Source organism: Winogradskyella sp. PC D3.3 (genome assembly GCF_054366245.1).
Window position 1 is genome coordinate 4,187,292 of record NZ_CM135962.1, and the last position, 25,686, is coordinate 4,212,977.

The following is a 25,686-nucleotide window of genomic DNA, read 5'->3' on the forward strand; positions in this document are numbered from 1 at the left end:
TTTTTATTTCAAAAATACAACAATAAATCATTACTACACTCGTTATTAAAGGGCAAAATACATCGGCAAATTGAAAAATATCCGTTGTTATGTTCAAAAAAAAGGATGAAATGCACCATTTTTTATATTTACACATAAAAAAAAGTTGTGGGTTTACCTTTAATTACTATATTGCGACTCTAAAATTAAACGAGCTTATTTAAACCTATGGATATGAAACATGTCTCAAACCTAAAATTTTTAATAGCAGTTACGCTTTGCGCTACAATTGTAAGTTGCAACCGTTCTTCTAATTCTGGCAATGTAGATAGTGCCACAGGCTGGAAAATCAACGATAAAAAAGGTGGTTTTCAGTACAACACACAATTTAAAGAACAGGAAACTCCTCCTGGTACAGCATTCGTTGAAGGTGGAACTTTTACAATGGGTAAAGTTCAAGATGATCCTATGCATGATTGGAATAACACTCCAACACAACAACATATTCAGTCATTCTACATGGATGAAACTGAAGTTACGAATGTGAATTATCTATTTTATTTAGATTATTTAAAAAACGTATACCCACCAGATGACCCTAATTATGCTTTAATATACAAAGGAGCACTTCCAGACACGTTAGTATGGAGAAATCGTTTAGGTTATAATGAAATGATGACTGAAAACTATTTACGTCACCCAGGTTACGCAAATTACCCTGTAGTTGGTGTGAGTTGGATCCAAGCTGTAGAATATGCTAATTGGAGAACTGACCGTGTAGCAGAATTATCATTACAAGAAGCTGGTTATATAAAAAGAGATGCACAATATACAGATGTAAATGCTGAAAGCACATTTAGCACTGACACCTATATCAATGCCCCATCACAAACTTATGGCGGTAACGCTGAAGTATTAGAAGGTGGACAACGTAGACAACAAGTGGATGCAGAAGGAAACCCTATAAATGTTTATGCAAATAGAGAATCTGGATTAATTCCAGTAAAATACAGACTACCAACTGAAGCAGAGTGGGAATATGCTGCGTTAGGCATGAGTGAGTTACGTCAATATAATGTTTATAGAGGGCGTAAAAAATACCCTTGGGATGGTCAATATACAAGATCTGGAAAACGTGTAAACCGTGGTGATCAATTAGCTAACTTTAAACAAGGTAAAGGAGATTACGGTGGAATTGCAGGTTGGTCTGACGATGGTGCTGATATTACTGCAGAAGTTAAAACTTACGAGCCAAATGATTATGGTTTATATGACATGGCAGGGAACGTGGCAGAATGGGTAGCCGATGTTTACAGACCTATTGTAGATGATGAATTTAACGATTTTAACTACTATAGAGGTAATGTCTACACTAAAAATGCCATCAACGAAGATGGTACCGTAAAAATTGTTACTGTTGATGAAATTGTATACGATACGTTAAGTAACGGTAAAATTGTAGCTAGAGATTTACCAGGCGAAATTGCTAAAGTTCCAGTTGACGAAAATGAAACGTATTTAAGAACTAACTTTAGTCAAAGTGATAACCGAAACTTTAGAGATGGTGATAAGCGTTCTTCTCGTTATTACAGAGAAAGTTTTGACGAATCTGATGTTGATAAAAACACCACTAGTAAAATGTACAATTCACCAAAACACAGAGTTGAAGTTGATTCTACAGAAGGTACTATGGTTAGAGAATATGACCAATCTAACAGCAGAACGTCATTAATTAATGATGAAGTTAGAGTTTACAAAGGTGGTTCTTGGAGAGATAGAGCGTACTGGATTGACCCAGCACAACGTCGTTATTTCCCACAAGATATGGCTACAGACTATATTGGTTTTAGATGTGCTGTTTCTAGAGTAGGATCTAAAAGCGAAAAAGGTGGAAAAAGACGTAATTAACAAACGTTAAATAATATTTTAAAAAGTCCTGATAATTTTATCAGGACTTTTTTATTTTTAAGCCTACCAAACAAACGTGTTGAAATGACCATCATTATAATACATGATAACCAATAAGCCACACGTGATCGCTGAAGAGCACTAAACATAAATACATGAAAATCGAATCTATATATCAAAAATTTGAGACCTGTTCTTCTATTTCTACAGACACAAGAAAACTACAGCAAGACTGTATGTACTTTGCTTTAAAAGGTGATAATTTTGACGGCAACAAATTTGCTAGCCAAGCTTTTTCTGGTGGAGCAAAATACTGTATTGTTGACAGTGCTGACGCCGTTATAAATGAAAACTGCATCTATGTTGATGATGTATTAACCACGCTTCAAGAACTCGCCACATACCATAGAAAAGAGATTACCATCCCTATTATAGCATTAACTGGCAGTAACGGAAAAACAACCACCAAAGAACTTATTAATGCCGTTCTTAAAACCACATACAACGTCAAAGCGACGGTTGGAAACTTAAACAACCATATAGGTGTACCCCTAACCTTATTAAGTTTTTCAAAAGCTTTAGATTTTGGAATAGTAGAAATGGGAGCTAACCATCAAAAGGAAATTGAATTCCTATGTAAAATTGCACAACCCGACTTTGGTCTAATCACTAATTTTGGTAAAGCACATCTTGAAGGCTTTGGAAGTGTAGAAGGAGTTATAAAAGCAAAGTCTGAATTATTTGATTATTTAAAACACAATCAGAAAACCGCATTTATAAATAATGATGACAAAAAACAGGTGAGACAAATTGGGGAATACACAAATATTATCACGTTTGGTAACGGTTCACATACGGATTGCAACATCACTTTTAAAAGTGCAAATCCCTACGTAACCCTATCCTATGACAACACTTTAATTAACAGTCAGCTTATTGGTGATTACAATTATGGAAACATAGCCGTTGCAGTTGCCATAGGTAAGTATTTTAAAGTAAATACTAAAAGCATAAAAGAAGCCATAGAACTCTACCAACCAGATAACAATCGCTCTGAAATTATAGAAAAAGGAACCTCTAAGATTGTACTCGATGCATACAACGCCAATCCTACAAGTATGCTAGCTGCCCTTAAAAACTTCAAACAACTCAATGCCGAAAACAAATACCTTTTTCTTGGTGATATGTTTGAATTAGGCACAGATGCCGAAAAGGAGCATCAATTTATTGTAGATTTTATTGAATCCTATTTCGGAACGAACTGTTCTATTATCGGGAAGAATTTTTACAAAACCACAACAAATGATACTACGCTTAAGTTTTCTAATTTTGAAGACTTAAAAACACATCTAAAAACACTTAAGCTCAATAATGCGACAATTTTAATTAAAGGTTCTCGTGGCATGGCTTTAGAGCGAATTTTAGACCACCTATAAACCTCAACAATGTGCCCTTTAAGAAAGAAACACAACTCATAATACCATGAACTAATACCACTGTTTCTAACTCGTACGTTGGATTTTTAAGCTACCAATCTGCTCAAACAAGATTTTGAAGAGACCATGCAAAATGAAATAAAAATAGTAATCAACAAGATTAGGCAATTACTGTCCGGATTATTTAAAAAGGACAATGAGCAATTACCTTACATTATAATTTCGATGATTGCCATATTTGTAGTCATTGGTAGTATCAATGTATTCATTGAATTAACAGAAAACCTTAAAACAACGAGCTTAGCTCAATTTGACACCAATACAACTGCCTATATACTCAATTATAGAACCCCTACACTTACACAATATTTTATATTTATAACCAATGTTGGAGATGTTTACGGTTATACCATTGTATTTATACTATGTAATTTGGCATTTCTATTTATTTTAAAGAAGTGGCAATATGTCGTTCAACTTAGCGTCGTTATGCTACTCGCATTAAGCTCTAATATCATTTTAAAAAAAATAATAAACCGCTCGCGACCAGAATTAGAACACTTAGTCTCTGTAGAAACATTAAGCTACCCTAGCGGACATGCCATGACGGCTATGGCTTTTTATGGTTTCTTAATTTATCTTTTTTATCGTTTTAAAATCAATTCGTTTTTAAAGTTTACTATTATTACCTTATTAATCTTTCTTATTTTAAGCATAGGTATAAGCCGCATTTATCTTGGGGTACACTTTCCTTCTGATATTGTAGGAGGTTATATTGCAGGTTTTATATGGGTTATTCTATGCGCATTAATGTTTACATTTATTAAGATTTACAGAAAAGACGCTAACGCTTAATATTATAAACCTTCCAATAAAACGCTAAGCAAAACGTCTTTTACAAAATAATTCAAAAGACGTTTTTTTTACAAGGTGTAACCTTACCTATTTTACTCATTATGATTAACCATCCAACCCATACCAAATCGATCAGTACATCGTCCAAAATAGCCCCATTCTCTTTCCCGATAATCATGGTGAACTCGACCTTCTTCTGACAGCAATTCAAATAGTTTTTTGCCCTGAGTTTTATCTGTAGCTTCAATACTCATATGAATTTGATTTCTGTTATTAAGCGTAGTATCTGGAGAAACATCATACGCCATAAAATAGACATTATTTCCCTTTAATTCAGCATGTTGAAGCTTCTCGCGATAAGCAGATGGAACATCTATCTTTTTATCGGCATAAGTTTGACGATTAACAATATCAGCATCAAATAAATTACTGTAGAATTTTAGTGCTTCTTAACAATTTCCTTTAAAGGATAAATAGGCTTGTACTTTCGTGATTTTAAATTTTAATTCAACAAATAGTGCATCTAAAATTATCTTAATCTATCATAAACGCTTAACTGCTTTCGTACTTTTTATTGCTCATTTTCTAAAGGCTATATAATGAGTTTTAACCCAGTGTATAAACAAAAAACGCCCACACTTACATGTAGACGTTTTCAATGTTTGTGGGTCATACTGGATTCGAACCAGTGACTTCCACGTTGTCGACGTGACACTCTGAACCAACTGAGTTAATGACCCCTATTTTTGTTTTCAAAAACCATTTCGAGTTTTTTTGTAAATTAAAATACGAAACCACTCCTTCAAATATAATCCCGAATCGTTTGAGCGATTCTAGGAATTTTAACTCCAAAAAAGCAACTCAAGCTGTTGCCTTGGTCCTTTTTTGGAGCTAAAATCCCGATTTACTTTTGTAAATCGGGATTTTTTTTGATGTGGGCGACAAGGGATTCGAACCCCTGACCCCTTGGGTGTAAACCAAGTGCTCTGAACCAACTGAGCTAGTCGCCCTAATAAATGAAGTAACGTATAAAAAAAGCTCACATTTCTGTGAACTTTGTGGGCGACAAGGGATTCGAACCCCTGACCCCTTGGGTGTAAACCAAGTGCTCTGAACCAACTGAGCTAGTCGCCCTATTTATTAGGACTGCAAAGTTACTATAGTTTTTAATATCTCAAAATATTTTCGCAATAAAAATCAAATAATTTCTGCAACCACAAAAGTACTTCCGCCAACATAAATTAAATCTGTTACTTTAGCATTTGATTTTGCGATACTTAAAGCAGATTTAACACTATTATAAACTTCCCCATTTAAACCATTATTTACAAAACTTCTTTTCAAGATTTCAGCATTCAGCCCTCTTTGCACATTTGGTTTGCATAAATAATACCTAGCCGCCTTTGGCAATAAAGGAATTATATGCTCTAAATCTTTATCATTAACAACACCAAAGACAATATGAAGTTGATTAAATGCCTCCTCTTGTAATTGTTTCATTACAGAAGTTAAACCTTCTTTATTATGAGCTGTATCACAAATAATCTTTGGTTTAGCTCCTAAAATCTGCCAACGCCCTTTTAAACCCGTGTTTGCAGTGACGTTTAAAAGCCCTTTTTCTAAGTTCTTTTCAGAAATATTAAATCCCATATTCTTTAAAACCCTTACCGATTGTAAAACCGTTTTTATGTTATGAGTTTGATATGCACCTTTTAAATCACTTTCTACAATGGTATCAATCAGTTGATCCGCGAAATAAATATCTGATTGCTTTTCTTTTGCTTTGGCCCTAAAAACAGGTTCAGTTTCAGAATGTGTTTCACCAATGACAACAGGAACATTTTGTTTGATAATGCCTGCTTTTTCACCAGCAATATCCTTAAGCGTATTTCCTAACATTTGAATATGATCGTATCCAATATTGGTAATTACAGATAATTCTGGGGTGATAATATTTGTAGAATCTAAACGTCCACCTAATCCAACTTCAATAATAGCAATATCGACTTCTTGGTTAGCAAAATACTCGAATGCCATACCAACTGTCATTTCAAAGAAAGACAGTTGATTTGCTTCTAGAAATGCTTTATTTCGTTCAATAAACCCAATAACAGATTCTTCCTTAATAACCTTACCATTAATACGAATACGCTCTCTAAAATCCTTTAGGTGCGGCGAGGTATATAAACCTACTTTATAACCCGCTTCTTGCAAAATTGAAGCAAGCATATGCGTTGTAGATCCTTTACCATTTGTACCACCAACATGAATAGATCTAAAACGATCTTCAGGATGGTTTAAATGCTTCGCTAAATTAATGGTATTCGTTAAATCCTTTTTAAAAGCTGAGTTGCCTTTATTCTGATACATTGGAAGTTGTTGAAACATCCAATTCACCGTATCTTGATAATTCATTCTATTGACCTACATCAAAATTAATACTTACAAAACCAACCTGAGTTGTTGGTGCATCAGCATCTGCCGGCCATTTATGAGACAACGCTATTTTTTTTGCCGGCTCTAATAAGCAGGGATCTGTATTTGTGGACCCTTTAATACCCGGTACAGCCTTAGTAACTTTACCTTGTTGGTTCACTTCAATTCTTACTACCACAAGACCATATTCATTACACTCTTGCTTATAAATCTTTTTTTGCGGTACCCCTCTACCTCCTAAACCATAACCGACTCCACCTTTTCCTGGGCCAGAACCTCCAAAATAACTAGTAGCATAAGGATCCCCATCGAGTTGTCCTTTATTACCCCCTTTGCTATCTGGCCCTTCTCCTCCATCAGTATTACCAGAGGCATTTTTTACTCCACCAATAAGGTTGTCTAGCTGTTTCTTTTTCTCAGCTTCTTCAGCGCGCTTCTTTTCTTCAGCTTCACGTTTTTCACGTTCCACTTTTTCTGCTGCGGCTTTGGCCTCAGCTTTCGCTTTCGCTTCTGCTGCTTGTGCCTTTGCCTCTGCTTCCTTTTGCTTTTTAATTGCAATGGCTTCGGCATTATCTTGTGTCATTACCTCTTCTGCTTTTGTTGCCGCTTCTGCAGGTGCCACTTGTGTTTCTTCAGGTACAACTTCTTCAACAGCACTTTCTTCGACAATTTTATCTTCAACCGCTTTTTTTGGTTCACTTAGCGGTTTATTTCCACTACCAAAATCTGTAGTTCCAAAATTTACAGAGACACCGTATTCTTCTGGTGGATCCATATATTGAGGCCCTACAACAAACAATAGCAATAGTAATATCAAAGCAATAAGGGCTGTGATTTTTGCAGAATTACGTTCGTGTTTGGTCTCTAAATATTTCATTTGTTTTATGTAAACCTATAAGGTTTTAAAACCTTACAAGATAGAATAAGTTGTTTTCAAAAATGATGCCGCTTAATTCGGTTGCACAGCTAATATCACTTTAAATTTATTTCTGTTAGCAATATCCATCACCTTTACTACATTTTCTACAGGAACAGATTTTTCTGCACGTAGTACTATTGTAGGAGATTCTTGCGACGCCATTATAGCTATCAATTGTGACTCTAAAACACTTTCACCTACACGCTTCTGATCGATATAATAAGTCAAATCTTTTTTGATACTAACCGCTGTTGATTTTTTATTTTCTGTCTTACCACTTGCTTTAGGCAACACAATATCAATAGCATTAGTTGTTACTAAAGTTGACGCAATCATAAAAAAGATTAATAACAAGAATACAATATCGGTCATTGACGCCATATTGAATTCTGGTGTTACTTTATTTCGTCCTCTAATGTTCATATTAGATAGGTTCGTTTAAGTGATCTAAAAACTCAACAGAATTGGCTTCCATTTGGTAAACCACCTTATTCGTTTTAACCACGATATGATTATAGGTTACATAAGCAATAATACCAACAATTAGTCCTGCTACGGTTGTTGTCATAGCGGTGTATAAACCACTGGCTAAAACATCCATTTGAATCGTTCCACCTGCATTTGCCAATTCGAAAATTGAAATGATCATACCAACAACAGTTCCTAAGAACCCAATCATTGGAGCGACACCTGAAATTGTTGCTAGTACACTAACATTTTTTTCTAGATTATAGACTTCCAATCGTCCTGCGTTCTCAATCGCTGTATTTATATCCTCTAAAGGTTTACCTATTCTCGTTATACCTTTTGCTATTAATCGCGATACTGGTGAGTTTTGCTGTGCACATAACATTTGTGCCGAATCTATTTTACCATTACTCACGTGGTCTTTTATTTGATTCATAAAATTTGAATCCACCTTAGACGCTGCTTTTATAGCGAAAATACGTTCAAAATAAATAAACGTAGCGACAATTAAGAGTAGGAATAAAATAAGAATAATCACTATTCCTGATGTTCCTCCGCTTGAAATTAATTCTATTATGGATAAAGTCTTTTCTACTGATTCTCCATCAGTTAAAACCTCTACTTCATCTTGAATAGCACTTAGTGATATCATATTATAAAAATTGAAATTATTTTTAACTATTTGTATAACGTCTGTTTTTAAACAAAAGTATGTGTATTAAAATATAGTTCTGGTAAACATAAAGGTAATGGCACCTGCTAAAAACCCTAATAAAGCTAACCATGAAATCTTTTTAAAATACCAAAAGAAGTCGATTTTCTCCATGCCCATTGCAACGACTCCTGCCGCAGAACCAATAATCAACATACTTCCTCCTGTACCTGCAGAATACGCTATAAAATGCCATAATTCGTTATCAATTGGCTCAGTAAACATTCCTAAACTTGCCGCAACTAATGGTACATTATCAATAACTGCAGAACCTGCCCCTAATAATAAAACAACCAAATCTGAAACACCAGCATGATGTAACTCCGTTCCTAACATTGGCATTGTTTCTTGAAGTGTCCCTGCAAAACCGAATAAGATTCCTAAAGATTCTAAAGCTGCAACCGCCATTAAAATTCCTAAGAAAAACAAAATACTTGGCAATTCTATTTTAGACAAAGAATAATGAACAGGACTATGGTGTGCATTAGCATCACTTTCTGCAGAATCGTGATTAGAAATACTAAACTTAGCATTACTATATATCTCTGCAAAAATAGCAACCACTCCTAATGCTAACATCATACCAACATAAGGTGGTAAATGTGTTATGGTTTTAAAAATTGGAACGGACACAATACCTCCAAGACCTAAATACAACATAGTTGAACTGTACTTACTTTTAGACTTATCATTTTCATCCTCTTCAGAATCAATATTTCCTTTAAATGCAGGTAAAAAAGACGCTATAAATGTTGGTAACAACATACACATTAATGATGGTAAAAACAAGTACACAAATAGATGTCCTGAAGTTACTTTTTTACCAATCCAAAGCATTGTTGTGGTAACATCCCCAATAGGAGACCAAGCACCACCTGCATTTGCTGCAATAATAATTAAACCTGCATACCAAATACGAATATCTCTTTTGTTGATTATTTTCTGTAAAATTGACAACAACACTATCGTTGCTGTAAGGTTATCTATTATGGCAGAAAGAAAAAATGCTAAGAAACCAAAAATCCAAAGTATTTTCTTTTTGCTTTTTGTTTTGATAAACCCTTTTATTGTTGAAAACCCATCGAAATAATCAATGATCTCTACTATAGTCATAGCACCAAGTAAGAAAATTAATATTTCTGCTGTTTTACCTAGATGATGAAGTAAGGTTTCTTCCATCATATGCATTTTCTCTTCATGCTCCAGTAAACCAAAATTATCCATTAAGTTATGCTTTGCTGAATCAAACCATTGGGCAAAGTCATCGATTCCTAATGATATTAAAGCCCAACTAATAGCCATCATCACTAAAGCCGGAATCAATTTATCGATTTTAATATTATGTTCTAATGTTATTGCTAAGTAGCCAATAACAAATACAAGTATTATAACTGTTTCCATAGTAATTAAATTAATTGTCTTAGTGCAATTTCAAAAGCAGTAGCGCTAATACCTGTTTTTGTTGGGTTAGTTTCATGAACTTCTTTTAAAGCCTTTTTAATCACATTAGAAGTATCATTAAAAATAGCTTCATCAGTCATTTGTACTTTTCGCTCCATAAAGTAAGCAAAAACTCTTGCCATACCACAGTTTGAAATAAAATCTGGTATTAAACTGATTTTTTGATCTGTATATTCCATTATAGACCCAAAGAATATTTCTTTATCTGCAAAAGGAACATTTGCTCCACAAGTTATAACCTCTAGACCTGAGTTTATCATTTGATCAATTTGATCTTGAGTCACTAATCTTGAAGCGGCACAAGGTGCAAAAACTTCAGCTTGTAAAGCCCAAATTTGTTCATTAATCTCTTCAAACGGAATTATAGAATCGGCAACTAAAGTGTTCCCCTGTTTTGCTAGATATAAATCCGTTATCTCTTTAAATGAAAAACCGTCTTTATTAATCAGTCCACCATCTCTATCAATAATACCTACGATTTTGGCTCCCATTTGCGCAAAATAAAACGCTGCGGCAGCTCCTACATTACCAAAGCCCTGTACAACAACACGTTTTCCTTTTATAGCATCGCCATTAATATCGTAAAAATGCTTAGCAGCCATGGCAACACCATAACCCGTAATCATATCGGCTACGGTATATTTCCTCCCTACATTAGGAGAATAATTAGGGTTTTCGATGACCTTAATAACTCCATGCCTTAATTGTCCTATTCTGTTAATTTTATCGGCTTGAGTTGGTTTAAAATGGCCTTCAAAAACGCCTTCTTGCGGATGCCAAACACCACTTTGTTCTGTAATAGGAATAACCTCGTGAATTTCATCAACATTCAAATCACCACCTGTACCATAATAACTTTTCAGTAATGGAGATACAGCAGCATACCAACGTTGTAATACTCCTTTTTTTCTTGGATCTTGAGGATCAAAGTTAATTCCTGATTTTGCTCCACCAATTGCTGGACCAGAAACCGTAAATTTAACTTCCATCGTTTTTGCTAAGGAAAGCACTTCATTTTTATCTAATCCTTTTCGCATTCGAGTTCCACCTCCAGCAGCTCCTCCTCTTAATGAGTTAATTACAGTCCAACCCTCAGCTTCTGTTTCTGAGTCGTTCCAATGAAACACGATTTCAGGTTCCTTATTTTCGTATTTTTGAAGTAAATCTTTTATCAATTTTAGTGCATTTAATATCTAATAACAAATATAAAAAACAATCTAAGTGAATGGTTAATTAAATCTTATTTTTCGGAATTAATATTTTTCCTGAAGAATGATTTTGTTTTGCTCCAGTCACGCTTTTTAAGCAATTGATTTCATTCCTATATTTAAGTACTCCGAGTAATCCAAAAATCAGAGCTTCTTTAAATTCTATAATATCATTTTGAGGGATTACAATTTGAACACTTGAAAAATGGTGTAGTCGTTCTATTAAAAAATCATTATAAACACCTCCGCCTGTAATCAAAACTCTAGTATTTTTTTCAACTAAAACTTTCGATATTTGAATGGCAACATGTTCAACATAGGTTCTCAATATATCTTCAATATTAAGTTGAAAAGATTCTATTATCGGAAGAACCTTTAATTCCACCCATTCTAAACCTAATGACTTAGGAGGAGCTTCATTATAATAGTGAAGTGCATTTAGTTGTAATAATAAGGTTTCATTTACAATTCCTTTTGACGCTAATTGTCCTTTATCATCATATTCTAGATTTAATTTAGACACATAATGATTCAATACAATATTTACAGGACAGATATCATAAGCGATTCTTTCCGTGTTAGCTTCAAAAGAAATATTAGCAAAGCCACCTAAATTTAAACAATAATCAAAATCATTAAATAGTAAACGGTCACCAATTGGTACCAAGGGCGCCCCTTGTCCACCTAACTGAACGTCTTCAACTCTAAAATCACAGATGACGTTTTCATTTACGAGTTCAGCTAAAACTTGCAGATTACCAATTTGGTATGTTAACCCTTCTTCTGGTTGATGTAAAGCGGTATGCCCATGCGATGCAATAAAATCGATACCTTTAATTTTATGCGACTTGATAAAATCTAAAATGACGCTTGCTAAATATTTAGAATAATCCAAATCAATAGCCTGTAATTGTTCCATGGATTGATTTACCAATTGGCTTAATATGGTCTTCCATTCACTTGAATACTTTATTGTTTCAGCAGCGTGAATTTTAAAATCCCAACAGTCATCCACCTTATAAGTTGCATATATAAGGTCTATACCATCGAGAGAAGTTCCGGACATTACTCCAATAACGTTGTAAACAGATTTTGTCATATGAGTAAAAATAATATTCCTTATTGAAAATACCGCAATAAAAAATTATCTTTGCATCAAATTTTTAAGAAATCAATAATATTTATAATATATGGACTTTAACTTAACAGAAGAACATTTAATGATTCGTGACGCTGCACGAGATTTTGCACAAACAGAATTGCTTCCTGGTGTTATAGAGCGCGATAATACACAAACTTTTCCGGACAGCTTGGTACGAAAAATGGGAGAATTAGGGTTTTTAGGCATTATGGTTGATCCTAAATATGGAGGAAGTGGCATGGATGCAATTTCTTATGTCCTTATTATGGAAGAGTTATCTAAAGTGGATGCGTCTGCTTCTGTTATGGTTTCTGTAAATAATTCATTGGTTTGTTATGGATTAGAAGCGTATGGCAATGAAGCTCAAAAAGAAAAATATCTAACAAAATTAGCGACTGGTGAATGCATCGGAGCGTTTTGTTTAAGTGAACCTGAAGCTGGTAGTGATGCTACATCTCAAAAAACAACAGCTATAGATAAAGGTGACCATTACATTTTAAATGGAACAAAAAACTGGATTACAAACGGTGGACGTGCCGAAGTCTATTTAGTAATAGCTCAAACAGACAAGCATAAAGGCTCTCATGGTATAAATGCCTTTATTCTTGAAAAAGGAATGCCTGGTTTTCATATTGGACCAAAAGAAGATAAATTAGGAATTAGAGGAAGTGATACACATACTTTACAATTTAATGATGTAAAAGTTCCAAAAGAAAATAGAATAGGTGATGATGGTTTTGGTTTTAGATTTGCTATGAAAACACTTTCTGGCGGACGAATTGGTATTGCTGCACAAGCCTTAGGTATTGCTGCTGGAGCTTATGAATTAGCTTTAAAGTATTCTAAAGAGCGTAAAGCTTTTGGTACTGAAATTTGTAACCACCAAGCCATAGCGTTTAAGTTAGCTGATATGCATACTGAAATTGAAGCGGCTAGAATGTTAGTAATGAAAGCTGCTTGGGATAAAGATCAGGGTAATAACTATGATATGTCTAGCGCCATGGCTAAACTCTATGCGAGTAAAGTCGCTATGGAACACACTGTTGAAGCGGTTCAAATTCATGGAGGAAATGGATTCGTAAAAGAATACCATGTAGAACGTTTAATGCGTGATGCAAAAATTACTCAAATTTATGAAGGCACTTCAGAAATACAGAAAATTGTGATCTCTAGAGGAATTATAAAGGACTAACCTTATAGCTTTAAAATATTTAATGTTAAAACCCATCAAACGATATGATGGGTTTTTTTTATGCTTATTCTTAAATTGTAATATGAAACTAAAATTCTATATATTAGCACTTTGAATAAACTCCCTAAAAACCCCCTATTTTATTAATGTTTAGAAACTATAAATTAATTTATGGCTTCCTTGTATTACAAAATAGTTAATATCTGCCTCACTATTTGTTTATTGAGTTCTTGTCTATTTATAGCAAATGCTCAAGAATCTGTAAACGAAAAGCCTTTCTCATTTAATAGTTTAACCATAAATGAAGGATTATCTCAAAGCAGCGTTATAAGTATTGCGCAAGATAGTATTGGCTATTTATGGCTTGCCACACAAGATGGTTTAAATAAATATAATGGTCGAAGTTTTAAACACTACGACAAACAGTTTGAGGATATTACGAGACCAACCTTTAGTAGATTAGGTAAGATTTATATAGACAAACAAAATCAATTATGGATTATCACAAAATCTGGTCGTCTCGAACTCTACAATACACAAACAGATGATTTTATTAAAATTAAAAATATCAAAAATGTCAGTGTTATATTTCAAGACAAAAACTTAAACACCTTTATTGGTACTTACGGAGAAGGATTATATAAAATTGATTATAAAACTAAAGATACGCTTCAAGTTTTTAATACAATTGACAAACATAGAACTGTATATGATTTGGTTGAAACCAAGGCATCATTACTTGTAACAACTTCAGGTTCTGTTTTTGAACTTGAAAAGGACAAACCGTACAAACCTCTTCAAATTGAAACACATAATTATGCTAACTTCAGTACTATAGTAAAAGGACACAACGGTAATATTTGGTTAGGAACTTATGGTCAAGGTCTCTATTTCAAAGCTGCAAATAAAACTTCATTTGTAAAATACAAGCATAAAGATTTACCACAAGATTTAAATATTGAGGACCTTCTAATCGATTCAAAAAATAGGCTATGGATTGCGACGTATGGCAATGGCGCTTATATTTTAGATGGCCCTCATCTTATAAATTTTAAGGCAAATAAGGAAAATCCTTTTGCTATACAGTATAATGATGTATTGTGTTTATATAAAGATATTACCGATATTATTTGGCTAGGGACTGATGGTGCTGGTGCCAACTATTACGATGAGCATCTCATTAAATTTAATGTACTTACTAACAAGCAACTACCTAAATCTGTAAATGTGGATGTGGTAAGAAGTATCAGTACCGATAAAAATGATAATTTATGGATTGGTACCTCTGGAAAAGGACTTACATATATCAATTTTAAAGCAAACCATTTTAAAACGTTTACAACCAAAAACTTACCTTTAGTAAGTGATAGAATTATCAGCTTATTACACAACAACGATAACCTTTGGATTGGGCATCAAGGATTTGGTCTTAATATTATAGATCCTTTAGGAAGTTACAAGACATTTCCGGAAATCTCTAATTTTACTATTTGGAGAATTGTTAAAGAAAACGATCAACAAAGTTGGCTTTGCACTGAACGTCATGGCATTGTGCTCTTTGATATAAATAAAGGTATTGTAAAACAATTTAACACCACTAACTCTTTACTAAACACAAATGATATTAAAACTGTTGTTAAAGGAAAATATGACGATTTGTGGATAGGTAGTGAAAATAATGGCCTGTATAAATTAAATATAACAACAGGTGAAATAACCAATATTAAAAGCATAACCAGTAATATTAAATCGTTGTATTATCACAACAATATCCTGTGGATTGGCACAAATGGCAAAGGCTTAATAAAATATAATACGGTAAACAAATCGGTGCAAACGTTTACAAAAACAGATGGTTTACCTAATAATGTGATTTATGGTATACTGCCTGATAACGACGATAATTTATGGTTAAGCACGAATTATGGGATAAGTAAATTTACTAATAAAAATGAAAATAAATTTAAAAATTTCAGCAATGATGATGGCTTGCAGGCTTTAGAATTTAACACCGGAGCTTATTATAAAGATACTAGTGGCAATCTTTATTTTGGTGGCCTCGAAGGACTTAATTGGTTAAACCCCAACCACATCACTTTCAACGCTATCAAACCAAAAACAATAATTACAAAATTTGAAGTCTATTCTGAAGAACAGCCGTTAAACCAAAATGCAGCCTTTAAATTCAATAAGAATACTGTAACATTTACGTTTTCGAGTTTACATTTTTCACAACCATCTAGAAACCTATATAAATACCAATTAGTGAATTATGATACGGAATGGATTGATGCCGGAAATAACAACACAGCACACTACACCAACTTACCTGCTAATGACTATACTTTTAAAGTAATATCTAGCAATTACGATGGTATTTGGAATACTACACCTGCCACTTATTCATTTACAATAAAACAACCTTGGTATTTAAGCAAAGTTGCTATAATCGGCTATGTTCTCGCTTTTCTAATCACTTTATTTTTCCTTTACACGTATTTAAAATGGCGATGGCACATGAAGATGGAATTACAATATAAAAATAACGAAACTGAACGCTTAAAAAAGCTAGATGAATTTAAAACCCGTATTTACACTAACATTTCACATGAATTTCGTACTCCACTTACATTAATTTCTGGTCCTATAGAAAAGCAGTTAGCAAAACCAAACATTTCTGAAGAAGACAAAAAAGAATTGACATTGGTCCAAAACAATTCAAAACGCCTATTAAATTTAGTGAATCAAATGTTGGATCTATCAAAACTAGAGGCTGGCAATCTAAAGCTAGTCGTTTCTAAAGGTGATCTTTCTTCACTATTAAAACAAATTATTGCTGCTTTTGAATTTAAATCGAAAGACAAGTCCATACATTTCAGCTCTCATATTCAAACGATTGAAAATGCTTGGTTTGATGCTGATATTATAGAAAAAATCACATCCAATCTACTTTCTAATGCTATAAAATACACCCCTATAAATGGTAAAATACATTTTGAGGCTATAGAAAAAAATGGACAACTTATTATTACCGTAATTAATAACGGAAACACTATTTCTAATAAAGAACTTGGTAAGTTGTTCCAAAGATATTATCAAAACAGCAAAAATACAGATGGCATGGGGATTGGACTGTCATTGGTAAAAGAATTGTCCATTTTATCGCATGGCAATATCATAGCTCATACTATGAATACGGATGAAATTCAATTTACTTTAACCTTACCCATAGAGCGCTCTTTTTATAGTGCTTCTGAAATACATGAAGACGAACAACATAGCACTAAACCCGAAATTGTTACAAAAACAACGACCGATTCCAAATTAAAAACAATATCAAAAACAGAAGATAAATCCATACTTCTTATTGTAGAAGATGATCACGATATTAGAGCGTTTATAAGTTCAATTTTTAAAAACGATTACACCATACTAGAAGCTGAAAATGGTGAAATAGGCATTTCAAAAGCCATTAAGTATATTCCAGATGTTATAATTAGTGACCTTATGATGCCAAAGGTAGATGGCATTGCACTTTGTAATACGCTTAAGAATAATAGCAAAACTAGTCATATTCCAATTATTATATTAACCGCTAAAAGCGGAGACGCCAACGAAATAAAGGGGTTACAAACTGGTGCTGACGACTATGTTGTAAAACCCTTTAATAGCAATAAACTTAAAATACGCGTTGAAAAACTGATAGAGCTTAGACAAAAACTTCAAAAACGATATAGTAGTAATTTTGAATTAAACGAAGTCATAGCCACTCCTATTGATCAAGAGTTTTTAACCAAATTAAACAAGGTTTTAAACGAACATATAACAGACGCTTCATTTTCGTCAACGGCATTAGCAAAAAAAATGCTAATGAGTAGAATGCAACTTCACAGAAAACTAAAAGCCATTACTGGATTATCTACAACAGAGTTTATACGTAACGAACGCTTAAAATTGGCCATTAAACTCATTAAGAATTCGAACCAAACCATATCTGAAATTGCATATATGGTTGGTTTTAATACACCTTCTTATTTTATTAAATGTTTTAAAGACGTTTATAAAATTACTCCTGCAGAATACACCTCTCAAAATTAAAAATCGACGCTCTAACTAAGGAATGTTACATAATTGACACACTTTGTTACATAGTTGACATCACTATTTTCCTTAGCTATCTAATTTTACCATCAAATAATACAAGCTCCCTATTGTATTGTATCCCCTAATAAAATCGTCTTATCAAAAAGCTAATATAATATGATGCTAGATCAAGAAGAATTAGACGACACGCAAAACAGTATACAAAACATTTATGTAAGTGTTGACCATTTAAAGCAAGGCCACTATATCATAAATATTATGCTTAATGACAAGATTATTAAATCGATAAAAATTAATAAAACATGAACACCATTTACAAACAAATTCTCATTTTATTTTCGTCGCTATTTATTTCTATTGGAAGTGCATCAGATAAAAATTTAGCTCACAAAAATCACTTTATAGTATTTAAAACATATTCTAAAGGTAAAAATTATGCCGACACAAAACGACAGCATACTATTGCTATCCCCGAACATGTACTGATCAAAAAGTATACATACAATTTTTTAAGACCACATTTTCCTTTAGTTGAGCTAAATAATGAAGCCAACATCGAAGATTTAAATTGATGGATGACTTGTACCACCTCTTAAGCTAAAGTTCAAACCCTAAATAAAGGAAGCTGCTTTAACAATTTCAATTTACCACAAATAATAAAAACTTTAAAACATGACATCTCAATTAAAATTTATGGTAACAATTGGCGTCTATGGCTTAATCATGATCCGCAACAATACGAATCTGACCACAACTACAGCCTACAACAGAACTAACGCTTCAAATGTTGCAATGCATGTTGCCCTAGACGCTGTTTTTTTGAAATCTGACAAAATGAATTAATTCTAGAATAAAAATAATTTTTCAATCTCAAGAAACCCAAATATTACATTTTTAAAACAACAAATTTTATGGAATCAGCAAAAACAAAAACGACATCTTCAGAAGGTAAAACAATTGCCATCATTGCCTATTTAACCATTATAGGACTCATCATTGCTTTTGTAATGAACAATGATAAAAAAGATGATTTTGCAAAATATCATATTACCCAATCCTTAGGCTTAGCCATAACAGGTCTTGCTTTAGGCATCATTGGGCTAGTACCTATTATAGGTTGGCTTATTAATATTATAGGCATATTTATTTTGCTCTATATGTGGATTATGGGATTTATAAATGCCATTAACGAAAAAGAAAAACCTGTTCCCCTCTTAGGTACAAATTATATTAAATGGTTTAACAATTTATAATAACACTTAAAATGAAATCACAACATCGATTTTCAGCCTCTTTAGAATTGTACATGTATAAACTCAAAGTTTAAAATTCTAAAATAACCATGAGTATAACAGTAATAATCTTAAAAGAAATTTCAAAAAAAATCAAAGACAACTTTAAATAAAACATACAATGAAAAATCTATTAAAACTAAAAACCATGTTCATATTACTTTTATGTGTATCCCTATTCACTTGTAGTGATGATGATAGCGCTAATGATGAAACCCCTAACAATGATTCTATATCCTATGCTAATTTTAATATTTCTGGATCTATTACCAATGGAAATTATGAATTTAGAGATACTGGGGCTGATGATGAATTTAATACTTTTGGTTACTTCCTTAATGCTGATGAAGACCCTGATATTTCCGAAGATCAAATTCAAGTCTATATTGGTAAATCATATACAGATTCAAACTTTTTATTGGTTGCGCCTACGGCAACAGGAACATACAATTTTTCTTATCAAGGTGGTGCTAATGATTTTGATATAAGCATCATATTATCATCATTAGAAGACAATTACATTGTAAAATCAGTGAGTGTAATTATTTCCGAATTAGAAATAAATGGAAGTAGTGTTACCCATTGTAAAGGGACGTTTACAGGGACATTCTATAGAAATAATTTAGTCGAGTCAGATGTACATCAAATCAATGGGGAATTTGAAATCAATAACTAAACATACTAACAAATATTTAAAAATATAAAGAAACTAAAACCTATAAATCATGAAAACAATCAATTTAATTATTACCACAACTCTTATTTACATCGTATTTTCTATGAACACATTCGCGCAAACCGAAACAAAAATCGGAGGCTTTTTGGCTTATGGTAGCGAAATTGAAAATATTGGTATAGGTGCCAATGCTGAGTTTCCAATAGTTGAGAACTTAACCATTTCACCTTCCTTTATTTATTATTTTCCTAAAGATGAATATGGTATAAAAATTAACTGGTTTGAAGTTAATGCTAATGCCAATTATTATTTTTTAAATGAAGATCATATTGATGTCTATGGAATTGCAGGGCTTAACTATTCAAGTGTTAATGTAAAATATGAGAATGATTCGATTTTTGGTGAAGATTATTCAGCAAGTGATGGTCGTGTTGGACTCAACTTAGGTGCCGGTACCAACATAAATATTGGTAGTAACATTACTCCTTTTGCAGAAATAAAATACGTAATTATTGATGGTGGCCAACTCGTTATAGCTGCAGGTGTAAAGTTCAATTTATAAATCACAGATTATGAAACTCATATGGCCTGCTATAAAACGCTTATTGCTCTTATCATTAGTTACGATGTCTTGCAGTAAAAATAATGATGATTCTAATGATACTCCACAACAACTTATTTATATCAATTACAGTGTCACAGGTAACCAAGTAAACGATACGTTCAATATTGTGACTGATAATATCAATGATCCAAGTGTAATTGCTGTAGCCAATATTTTTCCTGAGAGCAATTCTCAAACCTTAAAGAAGGCCGTAATCGTTTATAACGATAGCAATCAATCTATTAATGCATCATTAAGTATTCCTGCAAGAACAGGTTTGACTGAAGTATTAGATGGCCATACAGATTTTGATTTACTTTTTGGATTTAATGATTTAGAATTAGGTCTAGAAGCCAAATCTATTTCTGTAGAAGTTCTGCAAATTGAACATAATGATATTTATGTTACTAGTATAAAGGGATCTTTCCAAGGAATTGCTGTGGATAAAGTCAATATCAATGGCGATGAAATTGAGGAAACTTACATTGTAGATGGAGCGTTTGAGTATAATGCGTACAGCAACAATTGACACTTTATAAAAACAAATACACAACTAAAAAGACACTTTTAACCCGACTTAAAAAAAACATATCACACATTTATTAATTAAATAAATACATATTATGAAAACTTTAAAAATTACTATTTTATGCACGTTACTGAATCTATTTGGCTTTTCCCAAACAATTCACACCGTTGACAACCGAGATCAATCTGGAGCCCAATTTACAGATTTGCAAACTGCTATAAATGCAGCTAGTACAGGAGATATAATTCAAGTGCACCCTTCTCCTAATTCTTATGAGTCTATAACTATTGATAAAACGCTCACTATTATGGGGCTTGGTCACAACTCTGATGTTACTGGAGGCGAAATCGCTAGCCTTAATACCATTACGTTTATTAATAATTCAGCTGGTTCACAAATAAAAGGTTTATCAATTAACAATATAAAGTGCGGTACATCTAGTACTAGTCCCGATCAAACCAATATGCACATTATTAACAATCATATTAGATCTAATGTTACCGGATCTACTACTGATAACCTTAGTGATGGGTGGATTATTGAAGGCAATTATTTTTCAAGTACTAGCACAAATGTAAACGCCCAAAACGGGACTAGCAATTGGCAAATAAAGAATAATTTTTTAAGAGGTTCCATTACTAATCTCAATAATACTTCAATCGTTACAAATAATATATTTCTTACCACACTAAGTACTGAAACATTTTTTTCTTATTGCTCTAATCCTTTAGTAAATAACAATATTTTCTTATCTACAGGGACTCTAACAGAAATAGGTATATACAGTTCTACAATAACATTTGTAAGTAATATAACCTACAGCTATTACGGTGCTACTATTAGTCCGTTATCAGGAAGCAATAATTTAGATAATACCAATCCCTTATTTGAAAACGTGCCAATGGAATCTGTAACAGATTTTTATAGTAACGACTTTAATTTAGATAGTGGATCACCAGGAATCAATGCAGGAAGCGATGGAACAGATATAGGTCTTTATGGAAATAACTTTGCGTTTGATCCCAATGGAAGACCTAATCTTACTCCATATGCGGAAAGTATCACCATTACAAATAGTGTTGTTGCTCCAGGACAAACACTTAATGTAGACTTTACTGCAACACAAAAACAATAGTCATGAAACGTATTTTACTCATCCTGATTTGCACTATAGGCGCATTTTGTAATGGCTGGAGCCAGATTACAGATGCCGAATATTTTATAGATCTAGATCCTGGTGTTGGGAATGCCAATGCATTAGCAGTTACGTCTGGCAATACTATTAGTTCAAACTTTAGTATACCAACCAATGGATTAAGTAATGGATTGCATGTACTCCATATCCGAGTTAAAGGTACTAACGATATATGGAGTATGTATTATCGTGATTATTTTTACATACATACTATAGAAATTCCTCCTGTAGGCTCAAACTTAAGTGAAGCTGAATACTTTATCGATACCGATCCTGGTGTTGGCAATGGCACTTCCTTATCTATTACACCTGATCAAACACTCAATGACACCTTTAATATTCCAACTGCAGGTCTCGATAATGGCTTGCATGTGTTACATATACGCGTAAAAGATTTAAACAATAATTGGAGTTTGTTCTACAGAGATTACTTTTATATTCAAACCATCTCTAATGTTGTTTCATCACCTATAACAGCTGCAGAATACTTTTTTGATACTGATCCAGGAATTGGTAATGGTATATCAATTCCAATAACCGAAGGTTTTACAATTAATGAAACTTTAGCCATACCCGTTCCTGAAGATATGACCGATGGCAATCATTATTTATATCTTAGAGTAAAGAATATGGATAATAACTGGTCTGCTTACATATTTGAACTCTTTAATGTAGACAGTAGTTTATCGGTAGAGAATTTAGACCATACAAATTTTAAGGTTTTTCCTAACCCAACACATACGATATTAAATGTTCAATTTCATACAGATGTAAACTATTCATTACAACTGTTTGATATGCATGGAAAAAAACTCATTCATACAACAACGAATAGTGGACTTGAAAAAATGGACTTTTCAAATTATCCTAAAGGGATATATTTACTCCACATAATAGAACAAAACACTAATAAACGTTCTGTTGCTAAAATCATTAAATCATAGAGTTAAAGAGTTAGTAGCCTTTCAAAAAAAGCTTCGCTATCGAAGCTTTTTTTATGCCATTGAGTGAAATCTAGACATAGCACCTTTATTACTATCATTAACCTATAACCTAGAAAAGTGTAATATTTATGATTTTAATTCTTGAAGGACCAATCGTAATTCTCCATAAGAATATTTATCATCTATTTGATGTTTTAAATCTGAAAGGTTTTCGAAAGTAAGTGTTGGGATAATCGCTTTTAATTCTTTATAATGTGTTGAAGACATTAAATCCGTAATTTTCACTTCACCTGAAGCAATAAAATCCGCTAGATGTCCAAATATAGTATTAGAATTTAATTCACGTTCTAAGGCAATTTGATCAATTGATTTTCCCGATTTAAATAAATCTAAAGATATCTTCTTGGTATCCCCTTTTCGTTTTTTAGGTTTTAATTCATCAAATACAGAATGATCATTAGAAGTTTCAATATCATTTTCATTACAATAATCCGTTATAACTTTTAATATGTCTGATCCATATTTTTCAATTCTCGTTTTACCCATACCATGAACCTCTTTCAATTCTTGTTTAGAAGTTGGTAATAATTCACACATGGCATATAACGATTTTTGTGTAAAAATTTGAAAATGAACTAAGCCTTCACGTTTAGCAATTTGATTTCTTAATTCTCGTAATAATTCAAACAGTTCAACATTAGTTGTACCATCTATAATTGTTTTACGCTGTTTTTTTGGCTTTTCTTTACCTAAGAATACTGATTTTGCTCTTAAGCTTAAAAATGTATCTGTATTGAAACCATCAGTTAAACCTTCAAAGTAAGAAAGCTTAGTTTCTAATAGTTCCTCTAAAGTATCTAATTGCTTATCAATATCTTTTTGAATGGCTTTGTTATCAGTAGAAAAATTTAACTCTTTTAAAGGGGCTTCTATAGTTAAAGTCGTTTGATCTTTAAAATAACCCAAGGCTTTTTTAAACCGTTGTTGCACCACTTCGCTCAGCTCAGGAATGTCTTTAAGATTGACTAAAGTTTGTAATTGTGATTTAAAACCATTACTTATTTTAAGAAGATTTGTTACACTATCTTTAATAGTAATAATCGGTGCTTCTATTGTACCTTCAATACTACCTCTGTTTTTATAATAAATATCTAAAACACGATTAGCAGGATAGATAAAGCCATAAAAATTGAATACTTCTGAAATTAAATCTAATTGATAATTACGTTTTGATTCCAATAAAATAGAATCATTAGGTTGATTTTCTTCTGCCTTCTTATTAAATTCAATAACATTATAATCACTAATTATTTGATTCGATTCAATTTTACTTTTTAAAACCAAACCTTCTAATGATTTACAACGACTCAATGCCACATAAGTTTGTCCGTGAGCAAAAGCTCCCTGAGCATCAATAATTGCTTTTTCAAAAGTTAATCCCTGACTTTTATGAATTGTAATAGACCAAGCTAAGCGCAATGGAATTTGTGTAAAACTACCTATTTTATCTTCAGAGATGGCTTTGGTATCAGCATCAACAGTATATTTTATATTTTCCCAAGTTTCTAATTTTGTAGTAATATTAAAATCGTCATCCGGACAGTGTACAATAACTTCATCCTTTTCTAATAATAGCACCTTTCCTATTTTACCATTAAAGTATCGTTTCTCTTGAGAACTATCATTTTTAATAAACATAACCTGTGCTCCAACTTTTAACTCTAATGTTTCTTTATTAGGAAAAGAATGCTCTGGAAAATTCCCTTCAATAATGGCTTTATATGTCCATGTTTTGCCTTTTAACTTATCTAACTCTACCAAATTAGTTTGTCGTGCTTTATTATTATGTGTGGTTAGGGATACATAGCCATCATCTTCATTGGGTTCAAAATCCGGTAAAAATCGTTTATTTAATTCTTCAGCTAAAGCAATGCTTAAATTATTATTCCTGATTTCATTCAAAATATTAATAAACAGCGGATTTTCTTGTCTATAAATATGTTTTAGTTCTATAGTAATAGGATTACAATTTTGGTAAGATATACTACTAAAAAAGAATGCATTCTTATAGAAGGGCTGTAGAAGTCTCCACTCATGATCCTTTATCACTGGAGACAATTGTTGTAAATCACCAATCATTAACAACTGTACGCCGCCAAATACTTTATTCCTATCCTTGTAGCGTCTTAAGGTTTTATCTATACCATCTAGTAAATCAGCTCTAACCATACTAATCTCGTCAATGACCAATAAATCTAAAGACTTAATTATAGCTATTTTAGTTTTACTGAATTTTCGTTTGAAACTTGATGAGGACATTTCATCATTAGGTAAAATAGGTCCAAACGGCATTTGAAAAAAAGAATGAATTGTAACCCCCTTAGCATTAATGGCAGCTACTCCTGTCGGGGCAACTATGACCATTCGTTTATTTCCCTGTAGCTTTAATTTATGTAAAAAAGTCGTTTTACCAGTACCAGCTTTTCCTGTTAAAAAGACATTTCTATTGGTATTGTTTACAAACTTCCAAGCTAAATCTAATTCTAAGTTTTCTTTCATAATTCAATTCCAAATAAAGAATGAAGATAATAAAAAAGGTTAATTGATTGAATTATTGAATTTATTAA

General features: G+C 32.6%; 21 protein-coding genes, 3 tRNA genes and 1 pseudogene. 13 read left to right on the forward strand and 12 right to left on the reverse strand.

The genetic code is table 11. From position 1 onward, the window contains the following. Positions 1-207: 207 nt before the first annotated feature. From gldJ to ACXGSQ_RS18605, 3 genes are all read left to right on the forward strand, one after another. The gene (gene gldJ / locus ACXGSQ_RS18595; protein ID WP_458627613.1) at positions 208-1,887 is read left to right on the forward strand and encodes a gliding motility lipoprotein GldJ; all 1,680 of its coding nucleotides are present in this window, start codon (positions 208-210) and stop codon (positions 1,885-1,887) included. Between the two features lie 155 nt (positions 1,888-2,042). Further along, on the forward strand, positions 2,043-3,323 hold the full coding sequence (locus tag ACXGSQ_RS18600; RefSeq protein WP_458627614.1) for a UDP-N-acetylmuramoyl-tripeptide--D-alanyl-D-alanine ligase: 1,281 nt from the start codon (positions 2,043-2,045) through the stop codon (positions 3,321-3,323). A gap of 126 nt (positions 3,324-3,449) precedes the next feature. After that, entirely contained in the window at positions 3,450-4,178 is a 729-nt protein-coding gene (locus ACXGSQ_RS18605) for a phosphatase PAP2 family protein (RefSeq protein WP_458627615.1), read from the forward strand. Between the two features lie 92 nt (positions 4,179-4,270). Here ACXGSQ_RS18605 and ACXGSQ_RS18610 read toward each other — a convergent pair. The 11 genes and pseudogenes from ACXGSQ_RS18610 to ACXGSQ_RS18660 all read right to left on the reverse strand — a co-directional run. Then, positions 4,271-4,615 (reverse strand): annotated as a pseudogene (locus ACXGSQ_RS18610) (VOC family protein); the annotation flags it as partial. Between the two features lie 228 nt (positions 4,616-4,843). Further along, positions 4,844-4,918: transfer RNA gene (locus ACXGSQ_RS18615), tRNA-Val, on the reverse strand. 195 nt (positions 4,919-5,113) lie between these two features. Continuing rightward, a tRNA-Val gene (locus ACXGSQ_RS18620) sits at positions 5,114-5,188 on the reverse strand. A gap of 49 nt (positions 5,189-5,237) precedes the next feature. After that, positions 5,238-5,312, reverse strand: a tRNA-Val gene (locus ACXGSQ_RS18625). A gap of 63 nt (positions 5,313-5,375) precedes the next feature. Continuing rightward, complete coding sequence (locus ACXGSQ_RS18630) at positions 5,376-6,593, reverse strand: bifunctional folylpolyglutamate synthase/dihydrofolate synthase (RefSeq protein ID WP_458627616.1); 1,218 nt, start codon at positions 6,591-6,593, stop codon at positions 5,376-5,378. 1 nt (position 6,594) lies between these two features. Beyond that, the gene (locus ACXGSQ_RS18635; protein WP_458627617.1) at positions 6,595-7,491 is read right to left on the reverse strand and encodes an energy transducer TonB; all 897 of its coding nucleotides are present in this window, start codon (positions 7,489-7,491) and stop codon (positions 6,595-6,597) included. A gap of 72 nt (positions 7,492-7,563) precedes the next feature. After that, on the reverse strand, positions 7,564-7,956 hold the full coding sequence (locus tag ACXGSQ_RS18640) for an ExbD/TolR family protein (RefSeq protein ID WP_458627618.1): 393 nt from the start codon (positions 7,954-7,956) through the stop codon (positions 7,564-7,566). Position 7,957: 1 nt separating this feature from the next. Beyond that, complete coding sequence (locus ACXGSQ_RS18645; protein ID WP_458627619.1) at positions 7,958-8,653, reverse strand: MotA/TolQ/ExbB proton channel family protein; 696 nt, start codon at positions 8,651-8,653, stop codon at positions 7,958-7,960. 66 nt (positions 8,654-8,719) lie between these two features. Then, positions 8,720-10,114 (reverse strand): sodium:proton antiporter NhaD, encoded by a 1,395-nt coding sequence (nhaD, locus tag ACXGSQ_RS18650; RefSeq protein WP_458627620.1) that lies wholly within the window; start codon positions 10,112-10,114, stop codon positions 8,720-8,722. Between the two features lie 5 nt (positions 10,115-10,119). Continuing rightward, positions 10,120-11,346 carry a Glu/Leu/Phe/Val dehydrogenase dimerization domain-containing protein gene (locus tag ACXGSQ_RS18655; protein WP_458629383.1) on the reverse strand — a complete coding sequence of 409 codons (1,227 nt, stop codon included), beginning with the start codon at positions 11,344-11,346 and terminating at the stop codon, positions 10,120-10,122. A gap of 61 nt (positions 11,347-11,407) precedes the next feature. Continuing rightward, positions 11,408-12,481, reverse strand: a complete 1,074-nt coding sequence (locus ACXGSQ_RS18660; RefSeq protein ID WP_458627621.1) for an anhydro-N-acetylmuramic acid kinase — start codon at positions 12,479-12,481, stop codon at positions 11,408-11,410. Positions 12,482-12,572: 91 nt separating this feature from the next. Between ACXGSQ_RS18660 and ACXGSQ_RS18665 the strand changes: the two genes are divergently transcribed. The 10 genes from ACXGSQ_RS18665 (at position 12,573) to ACXGSQ_RS18710 (ending at position 23,059) form a co-directional block, all read left to right on the forward strand. Beyond that, entirely contained in the window at positions 12,573-13,715 is a 1,143-nt protein-coding gene (locus tag ACXGSQ_RS18665) for an acyl-CoA dehydrogenase (protein ID WP_458627622.1), read from the forward strand. A gap of 222 nt (positions 13,716-13,937) precedes the next feature. After that, positions 13,938-17,813, forward strand: coding sequence for a two-component regulator propeller domain-containing protein (locus ACXGSQ_RS18670; protein ID WP_458627623.1), 3,876 nt, complete (start codon positions 13,938-13,940; stop codon positions 17,811-17,813). A gap of 162 nt (positions 17,814-17,975) precedes the next feature. Beyond that, on the forward strand, positions 17,976-18,125 hold the full coding sequence (locus ACXGSQ_RS18675; protein ID WP_458627624.1) for a hypothetical protein: 150 nt from the start codon (positions 17,976-17,978) through the stop codon (positions 18,123-18,125). Further along, positions 18,122-18,391 (forward strand): hypothetical protein, encoded by a 270-nt coding sequence (locus ACXGSQ_RS18680; protein ID WP_458627625.1) that lies wholly within the window; start codon positions 18,122-18,124, stop codon positions 18,389-18,391. Before ACXGSQ_RS18675 ends, ACXGSQ_RS18680 begins: the two co-directional genes overlap by 4 nt. 339 nt (positions 18,392-18,730) lie before the next feature. Continuing rightward, complete coding sequence (locus ACXGSQ_RS18685) at positions 18,731-19,072, forward strand: DUF4870 domain-containing protein (RefSeq protein ID WP_458627626.1); 342 nt, start codon at positions 18,731-18,733, stop codon at positions 19,070-19,072. A gap of 160 nt (positions 19,073-19,232) precedes the next feature. Then, entirely contained in the window at positions 19,233-19,787 is a 555-nt protein-coding gene (locus tag ACXGSQ_RS18690; RefSeq protein WP_458627627.1) for a hypothetical protein, read from the forward strand. Between the two features lie 49 nt (positions 19,788-19,836). Next, entirely contained in the window at positions 19,837-20,349 is a 513-nt protein-coding gene (locus tag ACXGSQ_RS18695; RefSeq protein WP_458627628.1) for an outer membrane protein, read from the forward strand. A 10-nt stretch (positions 20,350-20,359) separates the two neighbouring features. After that, complete coding sequence (locus tag ACXGSQ_RS18700; protein ID WP_458627629.1) at positions 20,360-20,920, forward strand: hypothetical protein; 561 nt, start codon at positions 20,360-20,362, stop codon at positions 20,918-20,920. Between the two features lie 94 nt (positions 20,921-21,014). Continuing rightward, positions 21,015-22,055: a right-handed parallel beta-helix repeat-containing protein gene (locus ACXGSQ_RS18705; protein ID WP_458627630.1), complete on the forward strand. Its 1,041-nt coding sequence runs from the start codon at positions 21,015-21,017 to the stop codon at positions 22,053-22,055. A gap of 2 nt (positions 22,056-22,057) precedes the next feature. Continuing rightward, positions 22,058-23,059, forward strand: a complete 1,002-nt coding sequence (locus ACXGSQ_RS18710; protein ID WP_458627631.1) for a T9SS type A sorting domain-containing protein — start codon at positions 22,058-22,060, stop codon at positions 23,057-23,059. Positions 23,060-23,185: 126 nt separating this feature from the next. Here the strand turns inward: ACXGSQ_RS18710 and ACXGSQ_RS18715 are convergent, their stop codons facing one another. Continuing rightward, on the reverse strand, positions 23,186-25,618 hold the full coding sequence (locus ACXGSQ_RS18715) for a helix-turn-helix domain-containing protein (protein WP_458627632.1): 2,433 nt from the start codon (positions 25,616-25,618) through the stop codon (positions 23,186-23,188). Positions 25,619-25,686 lie beyond the last annotated feature (68 nt).